Annotated in this window: 16 protein-coding genes and 2 pseudogenes; 2 read left to right on the forward strand and 16 right to left on the reverse strand. The window is 35.7% G+C overall.

Annotation, left to right across the window (positions count from 1 at the left end; translation table 11 throughout):
* Positions 1 to 66 precede the first annotated feature (66 nt).
* A protein-coding gene (locus tag BIW12_RS15995) for an IS3 family transposase (RefSeq protein WP_394332086.1) occupies positions 67 to 1,241 on the forward strand; the annotation gives its coding sequence in 2 pieces (ribosomal slippage) (positions 67 to 325 and positions 325 to 1,241; 1,176 coding nt in all).
* Between the two features lie 432 nt (positions 1,242 to 1,673).
* Positions 1,674 to 1,871, forward strand: a complete 198-nt coding sequence (locus BIW12_RS16000; RefSeq protein WP_071183243.1) for a hypothetical protein — start codon at positions 1,674 to 1,676, stop codon at positions 1,869 to 1,871.
* A 169-nt stretch (positions 1,872 to 2,040) separates the two neighbouring features.
* On the opposite strand, the gene BIW12_RS16005 is transcribed toward BIW12_RS16000, so the two are convergent.
* The 16 genes and pseudogenes from BIW12_RS16005 to BIW12_RS16045 all read right to left on the reverse strand — a co-directional run bounded on the left by BIW12_RS16005 (position 2,041) and on the right by BIW12_RS16045 (position 14,901).
* Entirely contained in the window at positions 2,041 to 2,556 is a 516-nt protein-coding gene (locus tag BIW12_RS16005) for a cupin domain-containing protein (protein WP_071183244.1), read from the reverse strand.
* A 23-nt stretch (positions 2,557 to 2,579) separates the two neighbouring features.
* Complete coding sequence (locus BIW12_RS16010; RefSeq protein ID WP_071183245.1) at positions 2,580 to 3,362, reverse strand: gluconate 5-dehydrogenase; 783 nt, start codon at positions 3,360 to 3,362, stop codon at positions 2,580 to 2,582.
* Complete coding sequence (locus BIW12_RS16015) at positions 3,349 to 4,728, reverse strand: sugar porter family MFS transporter (RefSeq protein ID WP_071183246.1); 1,380 nt, start codon at positions 4,726 to 4,728, stop codon at positions 3,349 to 3,351. The genes BIW12_RS16010 and BIW12_RS16015 overlap by 14 nt, the downstream gene beginning before the upstream one ends.
* 99 nt (positions 4,729 to 4,827) lie before the next feature.
* Positions 4,828 to 6,000: a glycoside hydrolase family 88 protein gene (locus BIW12_RS16020; RefSeq protein ID WP_232227113.1), complete on the reverse strand. Its 1,173-nt coding sequence runs from the start codon at positions 5,998 to 6,000 to the stop codon at positions 4,828 to 4,830.
* Positions 6,001 to 6,020: 20 nt separating this feature from the next.
* A complete protein-coding gene (locus BIW12_RS16480) occupies positions 6,021 to 6,359 on the reverse strand; it encodes a hypothetical protein (protein ID WP_394332090.1) in 339 nt (112 codons plus the stop codon).
* Between the two features lie 73 nt (positions 6,360 to 6,432).
* Entirely contained in the window at positions 6,433 to 6,783 is a 351-nt protein-coding gene (locus tag BIW12_RS16665) for a beta-L-arabinofuranosidase domain-containing protein (protein WP_198033432.1), read from the reverse strand.
* Positions 6,780 to 7,586, reverse strand: a complete 807-nt coding sequence (locus BIW12_RS16490) for a beta-L-arabinofuranosidase domain-containing protein (protein WP_198033433.1) — start codon at positions 7,584 to 7,586, stop codon at positions 6,780 to 6,782. The genes BIW12_RS16665 and BIW12_RS16490 overlap by 4 nt, the downstream gene beginning before the upstream one ends.
* On the reverse strand, positions 7,526 to 7,951 hold the full coding sequence (locus BIW12_RS16495; RefSeq protein ID WP_198033434.1) for a beta-L-arabinofuranosidase domain-containing protein: 426 nt from the start codon (positions 7,949 to 7,951) through the stop codon (positions 7,526 to 7,528). Before BIW12_RS16495 ends, BIW12_RS16490 begins: the two co-directional genes overlap by 61 nt.
* A 666-nt stretch (positions 7,952 to 8,617) precedes the next feature.
* On the reverse strand, positions 8,618 to 8,797 hold the full coding sequence (locus BIW12_RS16500) for a hypothetical protein (RefSeq protein ID WP_198033435.1): 180 nt from the start codon (positions 8,795 to 8,797) through the stop codon (positions 8,618 to 8,620).
* 246 nt (positions 8,798 to 9,043) lie between these two features.
* Positions 9,044 to 9,280, reverse strand: a complete 237-nt coding sequence (locus BIW12_RS16505) for a hypothetical protein (RefSeq protein ID WP_198033436.1) — start codon at positions 9,278 to 9,280, stop codon at positions 9,044 to 9,046.
* Positions 9,250 to 10,038 (reverse strand): alpha/beta hydrolase family protein, encoded by a 789-nt coding sequence (locus BIW12_RS16510; RefSeq protein WP_198033437.1) that lies wholly within the window; start codon positions 10,036 to 10,038, stop codon positions 9,250 to 9,252. The genes BIW12_RS16505 and BIW12_RS16510 overlap by 31 nt, the downstream gene beginning before the upstream one ends.
* An 11-nt stretch (positions 10,039 to 10,049) precedes the next feature.
* Positions 10,050 to 10,199: a hypothetical protein gene (locus tag BIW12_RS16515; RefSeq protein ID WP_198033438.1), complete on the reverse strand. Its 150-nt coding sequence runs from the start codon at positions 10,197 to 10,199 to the stop codon at positions 10,050 to 10,052.
* Positions 10,180 to 12,000: a glycoside hydrolase family 97 protein gene (locus tag BIW12_RS16035; RefSeq protein ID WP_198033439.1), complete on the reverse strand. Its 1,821-nt coding sequence runs from the start codon at positions 11,998 to 12,000 to the stop codon at positions 10,180 to 10,182. Before BIW12_RS16035 ends, BIW12_RS16515 begins: the two co-directional genes overlap by 20 nt.
* A gap of 9 nt (positions 12,001 to 12,009) precedes the next feature.
* A complete protein-coding gene (locus BIW12_RS16685) occupies positions 12,010 to 12,624 on the reverse strand; it encodes a beta-xylosidase family glycoside hydrolase (RefSeq protein ID WP_317040858.1) in 615 nt (204 codons plus the stop codon).
* Between the two features lie 147 nt (positions 12,625 to 12,771).
* Positions 12,772 to 13,672 (reverse strand): annotated as a pseudogene (locus BIW12_RS16690) (glycoside hydrolase 43 family protein); the annotation flags it as partial.
* Positions 13,673 to 13,701: 29 nt separating this feature from the next.
* Positions 13,702 to 14,901 (reverse strand): annotated as a pseudogene (locus tag BIW12_RS16045) (DUF4861 family protein).
* Positions 14,902 to 15,089 lie beyond the last annotated feature (188 nt).

The following is a 15,089-nucleotide window of genomic DNA, read 5'->3' on the forward strand; positions in this document are numbered from 1 at the left end:
TCGCAAAAGTGGATGTACTAATTTAGCTTACAGTGTTAGTTAAGACTAAAATCTTAATTTTAACACATGAAACAAGAAAGAAAAATTTACGATGCAGCCTTTAAGGTTAAAGCTGTAGAATTAAGTAACGAAAGAAGCAATTTGTCAGAGTTAGCCAGAGAACTTGGAATAAAAGTTTCTTTACTTTATAAATGGCGCAAAGATTACCAAGAATATGGTGAAGGCAGTTTCCCTGGAAAAGGAAATTTAAAATTGACACCTGAACAGGAACGTATTCACGAATTGGAGAAAAAATTGAAAGATGCAGAAATGGAACGTGATATATTAAAAAAAGCAATCAGCATTTTCTCCAAGAGCGGTCGATGAAATACAGGTTCATTAAGAACCATGAAAGCCAGTTTACGATTGAGAAAATGTGTTTGATTTTAAAAATCAGTTCAAGTGGCTATTATAAATGGAAAAGCAGGGTTGTTTCAGAAAGACTACTAAAAAAGAATATGCTGAAAGAAAAAATAAAAGCTCTTTATTTTGAATTTAAGCAACGTTATGGTAGTCCAAGAATAACATCTGAGCTACATGCTTTAGGATATCGAATATCACGATTTACTGTCGCAAAATACATGAGACAACTTGGCTTACGGAGTAAAGTAAGTAAGAAATTTAAAGTTACAACCAATTCAAAACATAATTATCTAATTGTTGATAATGTGCTCAATAGAAACTTTATGGTAACTAAACCTTCAGAAGTATGGGTGTCCGATATTACCTATATTCAAACAAAAGAAGGTTTTTTGTATTTAACAACTGTAATTGATTTATATGACCGAAAATTAATTGGCTGGAGTTTGAGCAATACAATGAGCACGAATGACACATCACTAGCTGCTTGGCGAATGGCAATAAAAAACAGAGCTATCAAAAAAGGATTAATATTTCATTCCGATCAAGGTGTACAATATGCTACTAAGAGATTTGCTAATACTATTAAGTCTTATGGAGTAATCCGGAGTATGAGTAGAAAAGGGAATTGCTGGGATAATGCAGTGGCTGAAAGTTTCTTTAAATCTCTCAAAACAGAACTTATCTACGGAAATAAGTTACTATCAAAAGAACAAATGAAACTTGAAATATTTGAATATATTGAAATATGGTACAACAGAAAAAGAAGACATCGTGCTTTGAATTATAAAACAATAGAGGAGTTCAATTATCAAAACGATATTTACAAAAATGTAGCTTAACTTAAACTGTAATTTTTATTTGCATATCCACCGTAATCAACTAAAAATAATAAATTCCTTAATCCAATTTTCAAAATTTGTTTTCAACATTTTTTGTACTAGTTTGTCATAAAAAAGCATACCTTTGTCTTTGAATTAATTAAGAATTATAACTTAAATTTAAGCGGATTTAAACCAGCCTAGAACTTTCAATATTTATAAAAATAGCGAAAATCTTTATGGCACATCCGTGGCACAGCAATTAAAAAAATATTAGAAATGCAGTATAAAAGTGGGATGTAACTGTTTTGTTCGAATCCCTCTTTCTCCGCGGAATCAAACCCTAACAACTACAAATCAGTTGGTTAGGGTTTTTTATTTACAATATATCCTCACATTATCCCCACAATTTTCATGAAAAATAATTACTAATTTTACATTAAAACAGTAATTATGAAAACTCAAGTATCCGTAAAACATATAGTTATTGATTTCATTTACCTTAAAAATCAATTAAAAGACTTGTTTAAAGACAAGAAAGAATACCAACCTATCATTGATTTTCTTTACGATAAAGATTATTTAGACGATGAATTAGACTTTCCTTTTCCAAAACTAAAAGATATATATCTAACAAGCTACTGGACTTAAATCTACCCTATCGAAGGTGGTTTTTACGCAAGTCTTATTAATATTGGAAAAGCCGTACCAAAGCTCATTAAAAAACTTGTATTCTTTTTTATAAATTTAATAACTCACGATCTCTTATAATAATGATTAGACATTTATTTGATTTCAATTAAACTTATTTCACCATTTACTACCTCCCAAAATCATCCTGTAAACGAACGATATCCTCTTCATCGGAAGGATTTTCTCGATCGGTGTGCTGCCAGATTTCAGCAACAACTCCCCATGAATCCAAACCAATTAGACGATGGCGTTCTCCTTTATTCATTTGAATAAAATCTCCGGGGGTAAGCTGTTGAATTTCTCCTTCTTCATCTGTTGAACTTGTTTTTACACCCACAATACCGGCTACAATTTTCCAGATTTCAGCCCTGCGAAAATGATATTGCCATGACAATCGCTTATCTGGAGCAACAACTAATATTTTAGGGCTTAGCTTATTTGTTATCTTTATTTTATCCATTTCAAGATGAGGAAAAAATTTTGCGGCAAAAACAGCTGCCTGATTTTCATCAATTACGAAAAAACCGCCCCAGGGTCTTGTTGCATCTTGTTGAACAATAGTAAAATTCTGCTTCTTTAATTCTGCTGCAATCTGTTCGAAAATTACTTTTTTATCAATAGTATTAGATATATTCAAATTCATTTTTAATTTCTTTAAAACAACTATTATTCGTTAGAGGGTTTTCCAATAGTAGCCAAAATTCCTCCATCTACATAAATTACCTGACCGTTCACAAAATTGCTGGCTTCAGATGCTAAGAAAACTGCTGTTCCGGCTAAATCTTCCGGATTTCCCCAACGTCCTGCTGGTGTCCTGCTAATGATAAAATCGTTAAACGGATGACCATCCACGCGAATTGGCGCTGTTTGTGACGTAGCAAAATAGCCTGGTCCAATAGCATTTATCTGAATATTATGTTTTGCCCATTCAGTAGCTAAATTTCTGGTTAGCATTTTTAATCCTCCTTTGGCCGAAGCATAAGCACTCACATTATCACGACCTAATTCACTCATCATTGAACAGATATTGATTATCTTACCCGACTGACGCGCAATCATTCCTTTGGCAACCAATTTAGACATGATAAATGGTCCCACTAAATCTACGTCAATTACTTTACGGAAATCAGAAACCGGCATATCGATAGCTAAAACACGTAAAATAATTCCGGCATTGTTAACCAAAATATCAATTTTACCATGATTGGCTACCATGGCAGCCACTTGCTTTTCGGCTTCTACCTCATCAGTTACATCAAAAACATAGCCTGTAGCTGTAAAACCTGATTTTCTATAGTGCTCAATAGCCACATCCAAAGGTTCCTGAACATTATTGGTAATGATTAATTCTGCTCCGGCTTTGGCTAATCCTTCAGCCATTGCCATTCCTAATCCGTGAATTCCTCCTGTTATTAACGCTGTTTTACCTTCAAGGTTAAATAAATTCATTTTGTTCTACTTTAAAATTATTTTGATTACGATTTAATTCACTTTGTGTCGAAAGACTTTCTGATAATTCTTCCAGGGTTCTTCCTTTGGTTTCCGGCATTTTAAAGAAAACCCAAAGCAATTGCCAAACCATCATCAGACAAAAAATACTAAAAACGGTTGTTGCTCCAATTTCTTTAAACAAAAACGGAATAAAAGAAGGAATCAAGGCTGCCAAAACCCAATGAACGGATGTTCCAAAAGAAGTTCCTGCTGCTCTGAGTTTGTTAGGAAATAATTCGGAAATAAATACCCAAATTACTGACCCCTGACCTACAGCATGTGATGCTATGAATAAAAAGAAAAATAACGGTACAGCCATCCCTTTCCATTCAAAATAAAAAGCCATAGTTACTAATCCTAAAGAAATCACATATCCAACAGAACCTAAATACATCAGGGTCTTTCTTCCATATTTGTCAATCAATGAAATTCCAATCAGCGTAAAAATTAGGTTTACTACGCCAATCCCGATGCTACTGAAAAAAGAAGCCGATTTTTCAAGACCCGCCAATTCAAAAATACGCGGCGCATAGTATAAGAAAGCATTAATTCCTGAAAACTGATTGAATAAGGCAATAAAGAAAGCTAATAACAATGGCTTTCTATATTTTTTCATAAAAATAGACTCATCGAGTACTTCATGCTGTTTTTCATTTTCCATTGCTGCAATTTCTGATGCTACTTCTTCATCTGAATTGACTTGTTTTAAAATAGCAATCGCTTTTTCACGGTCTTTTTTATACTCAAAAATCCAACGCGGACTTTCCGGAATTCCGAAAACCAATAAAGTATATATTAAAGCCGGAGCAGATTGTACTCCTAACATCCATCGCCAGGAATTCTCGCCAATATCCTGTAATAAATAATTCGATAGAAAAGCTATCAAAATACCAAATACGATATTGAACTGATACAATGCAACTAATTTCCCTCTGTCTTTTGCCGGAGCAATCTCAGAAACATAAGTTGGTGCTGCAATAGTTGAAGCTCCAATTCCAAGTCCTCCTAAAAATCGGAAAATTGAAAAAACAACAGCATCATTTGCAAAAGCAGTTCCTACAGCCGAAAGAAAGAACAAAACACCTATTAATACTAATGTTTTCTTTCTTCCTAAAATATTGGTAGGAATAGCTCCAAAAACAGCTCCAATTACTGTTCCCCAAAGTGCCGAAGACATAACCACCAATCCATGGTACAAATCTGAAGATCCCCATAATTGCTGCAATTGTTTGTCGGCTCCCGAAATGACTACGGTATCAAAACCAAATAGAAATCCGGCCAATGCTACAACTATAGACCAGTATATTATTTTTTTGTTTTTCATTTTAATTTTTGTTTGGTTAATTTTTATTCTTTCTAATTGAATTTATAAGTCAATAATGGTTTCTCACCTGCTTTCAGTTTTTATACCTTAACAAAGCTTCTACATAATAGTAATCGCCATAAATGATGGAAGCATCAATTTCTGAACCGGCAGGTTTGTGTCCTGTTGAATGTAGTAAAAGTGCGGTATTCGTATTTTACTTTGATAATTATCCGAAAGCTCTTTTAACATTCCTTCGGCCTTATCCAAATATTCTTTGGCCAACACGCTATCCTGGGTATAAGTTGACAATTCCAAAAGAGCCGAAGCTACAACTGCAGCTGCCGAAGCATCTCTGGGCGCATTTGGTATCGCTGGATCATCAAAATCCCAATACGGAATCAAATCCTTTGGCAATCGGTCTAAATAAACACGGCTAACCTTATGCGCAAAATCTAAAAATTTAGGATCTTTTGTTTCTCTGTAAACCATCGTATAACCGTATATAGCCCAGGATTGACCGCGAGCCCACATACTGCTATCACTATAGCCCTGATGTGTTACCCCCTTTATTTTTTTGCCTGTTTCTTTATCATAAACTACTACATGGTACGAAGTATAATCAGGTCTGAAATGATTCTTCATCGTGACTGTAGCATGACTAACAGCCATATCATACAATGATTTACTACCTCCATTTTTAGATGCCCAAAACAATAGTTCCAGATTAATCATGTTGTCCATGATCGTATTATGTTGTGGCCATTCCATATTAGGGACTTCACGAGGCCAGGACAAGATTGTACCCACTTTTAGATTGAAAAGTGTAGCCAGAGTATCGGCTGTTTTTAAAATCACTTTTTTGTATTCCGGATTTTTTGTCAAACGATAACCATTCCCATAACTATTGAAAACCTGAAAACCTAAATCGTGATCTAATGCAGGAGTGACAGCAAGTGGTGCTAAATAATTGGTGAATTTATCTGCAGCGGTTTCCCATTTATGGTCCGCCGTAGATTCATATAAATACCAAAGTTGACCCGGCCAAAAACCACTTGTCCAATCCTTATAATCTACAAATTTCCATTGCTTACTTTCAAATGGAATACTCCTTGGAATCGAACCATCATTGGGTATTAATTTTAAGGCATTCGACGATTGTTTCACACAATAAGCTAATTGTGCATCCACATCCAATTTATCATCCAATTTAGTATTAGTAATAGTACTTCCACAGCCCACCAGCATTAAAGTTGCAACAATGGAACCTAAAATTTGTTGTTTAATATTCATAGTAAATTATATATAAATCCTTATTTATTTAAATTCCAATAAACGATGTACCTTTCACGGTGTATATCATAAATTGGTTTCAAAGTATTCGCTGTTCCTTTTATTTTAAACTTTAGAACATTATCATTCTCCTTAACAATGCTTTTTTCTAATTTTTTTCCATCCAGATTCAACTGATTAGAAACACTTCCAGGAACATGGTAATCATAGGTATAATAATCATTATATAGCTTTGGATTACTATAAGGTCCTGGTTCAAGCATGCCTTCTGTTCCCATTGCACCAGCCAACACTATAGGTCCATAGGTTACAGCCGCAACTTTGGGATTATCAGATGTTGGATTGACTTTGATTTGCATATCAAATGAAATTTCAATTGTATCTCCATTATCCCATTTACGGTCTAATACTATATAATTCCCTGGCTTAGCTTTAATGGTTTGCTTTTTTTCCGTTTATTTTCACTTCAGCATTAGCTGCCCATGATGGATATCTAATACTAATTGGCATACTAACCGGATTAGCAGTACTAAGAGTGAGTTGGGTATTGCCTAAATTTGGAAAATTGGTTTGCTGTTTTACGACAATTCCTTTTTCCTTCCAGTTCAATTCTGACGGAATAAAAAGATTTACATACAAACCTTTGTTATCATGGTAATAGATAAATTCCCCATATTTTGCCTGATTTTCAAAACCACTTCCCACACAACACCAAAATGAATTTTCGGGCGTACTGTAAACTTTATGTGCACCGGGTTTCATAGGCAGGAAATAAGCAATCATTCCCGTTTAGGATCCTGTTGCCCTAAGATGTGATTGTAAAGTGCTTTTTCATAATAATCCACATATTTTATTTGTGGGTTATAGCCATATAAATGGCGGGTAAGTTTTAACATATTATACACATTACAAGACTCTCCCGTATAACCGCTTAGATGTTCAGAAAGATGATCCGGTTCAAAAAATTTCTCCTTATCACTATTGCTACCCGTAATAAATGAGTGATGATTAACAACCGTATTCCAGAAGAATTCAGGAATCTCACGATTTTTGTCACCCCCTTCTAGTTCATAGTTACGGGAAAGCCCTATCAATTTAGGAATGTAAGTATTGGCGTGTTTTTTATTGAGATTGTCTACTTTACTCAAAAGCGGATCCAGTGCTTCTTCATGATAAAAAAATTCGGCAAGAAATTTATATTTATTGTCTCCCGTAATTTCATATAGAGTATAAAAAGAGTCATTCATTCCGCCAAACTCATTTTTAAGCATTCTTTTACGCTCTTCATCAGTCAAAGGCTTCAGCTTTTCATAAGCCCAATCAGCCATTCCTTTAACGATTTCCAATGCTGGTTTACTATCACAATAAAGATATTGATCCATTAAACCCGAAAAAAGTTTGTGCTGGGTGTACCATGGCGCCCAAACACTTTTTCCTGCAATAGCTCGATCTATTAAGTTTTGAGGAAACGCACTTAAATAACCTTTTTGATTCAACACTTTTTGTACCTCAACTAATCCTGTAACTAAGCTGTCACTCTTAATTTTATACTTGTTCTCTCCCGTAGCAGCATATAATAAAGCCAAACCGGAAAGGATATGCCCGGTACTATGCCCCTAAGATCACAATCCAAAGATTCCCAACCGCCTAATTTATCAACCTTAAAATAACCTCCTTCCAAATCACTAAATACACCTGCATTGGTTTTAAAACTGTGTAACAATCGCTTGGCATCAATACTCAAAATCCATTTACTTTCGCGCAGCATATTATCCTTAAATGGGCTGTCCAGTAATTTTACATCTTGGAGGTTAAATCCCAAAACCTTTGCATTTTTGGTATCATCCAGTTTTAATTTCCCCTCGTGTTGTCCGGGATAGTGCGATTGCCCATTCATATTTATTGACAATCCAACAACAAGAACTAAACATTTAATTGTACCGTATTTCATATATTTTTTAAATTATTTTAGTTCTAATTTTAAGCTCTAAATAGTAACATTTATTAATTTTTGATTCGAAATTTTCTCCCTCTAAAATTCATTCAGCCGAATGATTTTCTCCCTTGATTTATACGCTGTTTTATTAGCATCATAAAAACATTCAATGTTAGTCAGAATTAAAAACTTAATAGATAAATTATGATGCAAACACTATAAATTATAGTTCTTATGAGACAAAAACTAAGGAATGCTACTCTTAACAGATTTTTTATCTTTTGGCTATCAAATACATGAGTAAAAACTATTATTTTCACTCCTATTTTATAGCTCCTTTTATTCTGAAAAACAGAATCGAAATTTTAAATAAAAGTTCCATTTAAAATGAACTCATAACACCGTTAATTGACTTTTTAAAACAGAACGAATATTGTCCCTAAAAACAAAAAAAGCAGCTAATCTAACTAAGATTAACTGCTCCTTTAAATCATTTCGAATCGGGTTATTTTACAATAAAAAAACTTTGTTCGACTGACTGAGCTGACTGTAATGTTCCCGCTATTCCATATTGCCATGCCACGACAGTAACTTTAATTGGAAACTTTGCCTTCGGTGGAATTTTAGTAAAATGCAGTTTATTGTCTTCCACATAAGCAGGACCTTCTTTTACATAATAGCTTACTTTAGTTCCTGCACTCGATGGGCATTCAATGCAATTGTTTCTACACCTACTTTTACATTAGCTATTGGAGAAAAATCAATCGTTTGTGGTTTTCCTTCTTTATTAACGATAGGAAATCGCAAATGCAGTTGTTGGACAGCGCTTTTATAAATGACATCGCCATTATTGTGAGCCAAAAGCCAAATATCATTACTGCGTTTGTATTATTGAAACCCAGTTTATCAAATCTAATTTGAAAAGTGGTATCGTTTATTTTTTTCACCGGACCACAAATCCGGTCAATCAGAAGTTTAGTTTGGGCAAAATCACTAACTGGTTTTAATCTTAAACTATCCGAGGAAAAAGGCGTTACTACAAAACTTATTCCGTCACTTAATGGCTGAAAATCTAACTGAAAATTAGCATGACTTTATCTGGTTTTACTATTTCTCCATTTTGTTTAAAACCAAAATGTTGTTTTTCTTTCCACGGGCCTGAGCATAAAAAACTTCGGTTGCATTTGCTGTTTTTTCATCAAAAACCCAGGGAAGCTGTATTCTATCACCAACAAATTGGTTAAAAGGGGCAGGCTTGAATTTTGGAACCGAATCCTTTCTCCATTTATCCATTAACCAACCCGAATCCGGTTTTACTTTTTTAAGATTTGGATAATTTGCCAAAGGCATTTTAGCAGGAAGTCGCCTTTAGCAGCTTCACGAATGTAATCTGCAACATATTTAACCATTCCATCCGAATAATCAAAATGACCATGTCCTGCATCGGCAAATAGGGTAATTACACTCTCAGGATGTTTTGCAATATAAGCATAAGCAGGCTGTATCCTTTTCTCCCACCATTCGTACTCTCCCATTACAAACAACGACGGAATTCCGTCAATATTTCGATTGCCCCAATCAGGATTGGGTTTACCACTTCCTGTCAAATTACTTTGGGGTGCATCTCCGTGTACAGAAACCAAGGCAAGGGTTCTATCCGGATTAAAAGCCGCAAAATTCCAAGGAAAACTCGCCATTGCCGAATGCCCAATAGGAACAACCGGTGCGTAAGCCAACTCCTGATAACCCGAAACCTCAGCCAATGATTTGAACATTGCATCAATGATCTTTTCTTCATTTTTGCTGGTATCATAAGTCCAACTAACTACAGGAGTTACCCAAACCTCAGCAAAACCAAGTTCAGTCATTACTTTTCTGAAATAGGAATTTTCTAGCATCCCTTCTTCTATCATGTTGTGTTGTCCAAACACTACCCCTTTAATTTGCTTACAATTTTCCGGCACCCACAAAAAAGCTTGCGGATTATCATTGGTTTCCGGAGAAATCGTATTATTCAACTTTACGCTCCATTGCCAAACCTGAGCATAACTGCTGAGACAAAAAAAACTACAACAAAGAAGTATATAATTTATCTTTTTCATCTTAAACTAAGCTACTTTTTAGAGACTTCAGAAATGATTAATGCTACACCACCACTGGCTTTTAAATCAAAAGTCAATGTTTCCCCTCCTTTTATTTTCTGTTCTGAAGCCACTACCTTAGTACGGGTTTGAATCGCATCATTATCTTGAAAAGACTTCACAATATATTTCTTCCCCTTTTACAAGAAAAGCGGTTGGGATACTTACTTTTCGGGCTTGCTTATTGGTAATCGCTCCCACAAACCAATCGGCACCACTTCTACGTGCTACAGTTGCATATTCTCCCACTTCTCCATTAAGTACTTTTGTTTCATCCCAAACTGTTTTAACCTTATCAAAAAATTCGATTTCCGGTTCTCCCTGATAAGCTGACGGTTGGTCGTACCAATACAAAAACTGAATTGGACTATAATAAACCACCGACAAAGCCAATTGATGCGCATGCGTATTTTGAATACGATTATTATAATAAGCAATGGTATAATCGGCAGCTCCGGCCAAAAAACGCGTAAAAGGTAAAATAGCATTATGATCGGCATCAGGCATTTCTTCGTTGCCACGAATTCCTTCCTGCGTCATCAAATTAGGATAAGTACGGCTAAAACCAGTTGGGCGATACTCATCATGAATATCCACCATCAAATTATATTCTGCACATTTTTTAACCGCCTCATGCAACCAGGTCGACCAGCGTTGATTTCCTACCTGCACAAAACCAAATTTAATTCCTTTAATCTCCCATTTTTTATACAAAGGCAAAATGGAATCCAATTGTTGTATCAAAGCACGTTGGTTTACATACACCCAAAGCCCAATGCCTTTTGAAGCCGCATAAGCCGATAGTTCAGCTATATTGATATCTTTTGTTTCTGAAACCTTAGTAGCATCAGAACTCATTTTCATTTCAGGTCCATACCAGCCTGCATCAAGATGAATGTATTGCAAACCGCGTTCAGCAGCAAAATCAACACATTTTTTGGCATCTGCCTGCGTCAATTTGGCCACCCGAATTGCTTTTCCCGGCTTAATCCACGAAACATCCTTCATTTGATTTTCGGGATTCAAATTCAGAATAATATCTTTATTTAGGATTAAATCAGTTCCTTTATCAGCAGCCATAATCACACGCCAAGGCGTAAAATAAGCCGGAATCACATCTACACTACCGTAAAGCGTTGCCTGAAGTGTATTGGGTTTTACAGCATTGAGACTGAATTTCATACGGGCATAGTCGGTCATTTGTGCTTCAGCAATAGCTACTGTCAAACCATTGGTTAATTTCATTGTTAGTGGACGCTCACTTTGCCCTTTCCAATCTTTTAAAGGAAGTAATGAAATTGGTCCCTGTGCCCAAGGTTCATAATAAGCCAAAGTCCCTTCGGGCATGGTAAACTGCGTTTGTTCCCCTATAATATGAAGAAACAAACCATTCGTTGGTTCCGGAAAATGGTATCGAACAGCAACTCCTTCATTGTAAGCACAAACAATCACGTTCATAAAATAACTTTTATTCTTGTCGTAGCCATCTGTTGAAACTTGCTTTACAGTTTCTCCTTTTCGAAACGAGATGGTCATCTCATTGTAATTATTTCGAATAGTCGAATTTTCACCATAAACCGGCTTCCAGCTTTCATTAATAGTATTTCGTTTAGCATCGATAAAATTCAAATTCTCTCCCCAAACCTTACAGCTATCATTAGGGATTGCCAGAGCTGATTCGAAAGTCTGATTTTCTATCAAAACACCCAATTCTGATTCCAATACAACCGATTTTCCTTTGTAAGAAAGCGTATAGTACATTTGTTTATCATTAGAATTATCCTTTTTTTGATAAAAAGTAAACTCGTAAGCCCCATCCGGAGACTTCAATTTTTGAACAGTTTCCTCAAGAATAAATTGCGCCTGAGTAGCTAACGTACAAAGGAATAATCCCAGTAAGTGATAAAATTTGTTTGTCTTCATTTTTGTTTTTTATTTCGTTATTCTAAACCAGTCAAAATCAGCATAACCTCCCATTCTAACATTGGGCTCACTGATGGCAAAAATTCCTATTTTGGCCGAAATCCATAAATCTTTTTCGGCTTTAGCTTCTTCTCCTATTTCGAAAAAATCAGTTCCGTTTTCACTGTAACTGAATCGGCAACTGGCATTAGGAGCCATAATTTTCATACTCAGCTGCACTTCGTTTGAAACCAAAGCTTTTTCAGCTATTATTTTTTCCGCTGTTCCTTCATTAGCATTGGCACAACTTATTTGTTGTACCCAATATTGGCTGTCATGAAAAGCAATTGCCAAATAAGTATAGGTTTTTCCCATTAACAACAAGCCTGCTTTCTTGTCTGAAGTTTGCCATTCGGTTGTCAATTTTACTTTAGTTGTAGCGGTAAAATTTGGTGCCGGTAATTTTTGCAATAATAAATTGGGAACATTCCAAAGATTAGGTTCTTCTTTCTGACTGATGGCAAAAAGTCTCAAATAATCTGTTCCCGGGATTTGGGCACTCCATTTTACAGAAGAATTAGCATACCATTGCCATTGTAAACCCGGTTTTCCGTTTGTAAATTCGTCACTTTCCACCGGATGCATTATCGGTAAATTTTTCCCTATTACGGGTTTTGCACCAGAAAGTATTGGCTCACCTACTCCATTACCGTCTAAATCTTTCCCTATTAGAGGCCAATTATCTTTCCACTGCACAGGCTGCAAAAGCAATACCCGACCGTAAACTCCTTGATCCTGAAAATGAATAAACCATGAATTATTATCCGAAGTCTCGATCCAGGCTCCCTGATGTGGACCATTGATAACAGTACTGCCTTGTTCCAAAACAACTTTATCTTCATACGGGCCGTATATATTTTTGGAACGCATAACTACCTGCCATCCTGTTTCCACTCCGCCAGCAGGAGCAAAAATGTAATAATAGCCATCTTTTTTATACAATTTAGGTCCTTCCATGGTATGATGCTTATCGTGTGCATCAAAAACATTTTGCCCTTCATCCAGCACTGCTGTCCCTTCAGGATTCATTTTATTGATGGTAAGCACGCTGTTAATCCCTGCCCGGCTTCCAGCCCAGGCATGAACCAAATAGGCATTTTCTCCCTCCCAAAACGGGCAGGGATCAATGATTCCCTTTCCAGCCATTACCAATACTGGTTTTGACCATTTACCATAAATAGCTTTGGTTTTAATCATGTAAACCCCAAAATCAGGATCGCCCCAATAAATATAAAATTCACCTTTATGAAAACGTATAGCCGGCGCCCAAACTCCTTTACTGTGTTGCGGAATATCAAACACTGCTTCAGGAATTTGTTTGTCCAAAGCATAATTGATAATCTGCCAATTCACCAAATTTAGAATGCAAAATGGGTAACCCCGGAGTACAATTGAAACTACTGGCGGTCATATAATAGTCATTCCCTACGTGAATCACATCGGGATCGGAATAATCGGCATACAAAATAGGATTTGTATAAGTCCCATCACCACGGTCTGACTGCCAAACTTTGGAAATATAGTTTTGAGAATTATATTGATTCCCAGACTGTTTTTCACTTCCTGACTTACAAGAATATAAAGCAAAAAAAGCCATTACAATATAAATTACATTTTGAATTCTAGAGATCATTAGATTACGTTCTTAAATTGGAATTGATATTATTTAACAATCACTTCTAAAGGATTCGCAATAATTTTTGCCTGCTTGGCAAGGATTTCATCCCATTGGGTAACATCTGAAAGCTGTCCGCTTCCTGTCCATGCAAAACCGGCATAATAAGTCAGTTTAGCTGCAGGATTAGTGACTATCAACAAATTACTTTGGTCTGGCGTTTTAGAATCATTAGCAAAAAGCTTTGTTTACCACTTCAGGATTAACAACGATACCTTCGCCTACAAAGAACTATCTATGGGTTCCCAATGACGAAACCATCCGTTAATTTTGTTGATATTGACTTCGCCTTTCTTTTCATGCAGCGTAATCCCCAGCGTATAATTTGGTATCTTTTTATCTGAACGAAGGCTAATTTCAAATTTTGAAAAATTGGAATCCAAATCCAATGAAATCCTTTTGGTTTCCTGAACTCCATAACTACTCCAGGGTGCATAAGTCAATTCAAAAACCGTACGTAGTGGTCCTGTTGCAATTGTTTTATAACTGATATAATTTTTAGCTACCTGTAAACTGTCATTTTCCCAAATTCCTGCTCCACCGGTACCCCGGCTGGCTCCTACATGATAGGGATCATAGCCCTCACCGTGTTCGATGTGGTAGTATCCCGAACTTTCTACATTTTTTTTATACCAACTATCAATAATAGAATAGTCTACTTTTTTAAGCCAAAGATCAATACCACTGGAAAGTGTACCACCTTCTTTGTGTTGCTCTACCAATTGCTGCGCTGTAGGACCATAAGCCCTAAAAGCTACTTTGTTGTTCTCCCAGGCATAATCATCAATACGCTCCGGAACAAAACGGGAATAAGTTGTTGCCTTACTTTCAGGAACTTTCGCGGTATCAGAAACTATCGAATAATTTACTACACTATTGGCTTTAATGTCTACTTCAAAAAGCAATTCATCTCCTACTCCATCGTTATTATAATCAATCCATTGGGTTCTTAAATAGTCTTTAGCTCCCTGAATTTTAATACGAACATTTTTCTCTGAAGTATTTTTTAATAAACCCGCTAATTTACCGCTTGGAATACCCACAATTTCCTTACGGTTGAAATCCAGATTATTTTTCACCTCAATATTAATTCCCTTAAATTTGTTTTTTACAGAACAACCTGACGCATATCCCAGAACAAAAAAACTGCCTAGAATAACACTTAATTTGGAACGTATTTTTTTCATATTTAGATAATATTTATTTTTTAAAGGAATATGGTATAGCCATTATTCATGTTTGTGATAATTAAATCATGGCTATTTCATATATGTAAATTTTATTTATATCCGTAGCGCATTATATAAATGTCTTTATAACCACCCTGCCCGTTGGGCACCCCTCCAAAGGAGGGGAATTCCGAGCGCCATTCCCC

It is taken from the genome of Flavobacterium commune (assembly GCF_001857965.1).
Lineage (GTDB): Bacteria > Bacteroidota > Bacteroidia > Flavobacteriales > Flavobacteriaceae > Flavobacterium > Flavobacterium commune.

Bases quoted from the DNA above. Each gene is read 5' to 3' on its own strand.
- BIW12_RS16495 (WP_198033434.1), bottom strand. From the start codon at position 7,951: ATGAAATACGGTACAATTAAATGTTTAGTTCTTGTTGTTGGATTGTCA.
- BIW12_RS16510 (WP_198033437.1), bottom strand. From the start codon at position 10,038: ATGAAAAAGATAAATTATATACTTCTTTGTTGTAGTTTTTTTTGTCTC.
- BIW12_RS16685 (WP_317040858.1), bottom strand. From the start codon at position 12,624: ATGCATCCGGTGGAAAGTGACGAATTTACAAACGGAAAACCGGGTTTA.
- BIW12_RS16665 (WP_198033432.1), bottom strand. From the start codon at position 6,783: ATGATTGCTTATTTCCTGCCTATGAAACCCGGTGCACATAAAGTTTAC.
- BIW12_RS16480 (WP_394332090.1), bottom strand. From the start codon at position 6,359: ATGCAAATCAAAGTCAATCCAACATCTGATAATCCCAAAGTTGCGGCT.
- BIW12_RS16005 (WP_071183244.1), bottom strand. From the start codon at position 2,556: ATGAATTTGAATATATCTAATACTATTGATAAAAAAGTAATTTTCGAA.
- BIW12_RS16000 (WP_071183243.1), top strand. From the start codon at position 1,674: ATGAAAACTCAAGTATCCGTAAAACATATAGTTATTGATTTCATTTAC.
- BIW12_RS16010 (WP_071183245.1), bottom strand. From the start codon at position 3,362: ATGAATTTATTTAACCTTGAAGGTAAAACAGCGTTAATAACAGGAGGA.
- BIW12_RS16020 (WP_232227113.1), bottom strand. From the start codon at position 6,000: ATGAATATTAAACAACAAATTTTAGGTTCCATTGTTGCAACTTTAATG.
- BIW12_RS16035 (WP_198033439.1), bottom strand. From the start codon at position 12,000: ATGAAGACAAACAAATTTTATCACTTACTGGGATTATTCCTTTGTACG.
- BIW12_RS16015 (WP_071183246.1), bottom strand. From the start codon at position 4,728: ATGAAAAACAAAAAAATAATATACTGGTCTATAGTTGTAGCATTGGCC.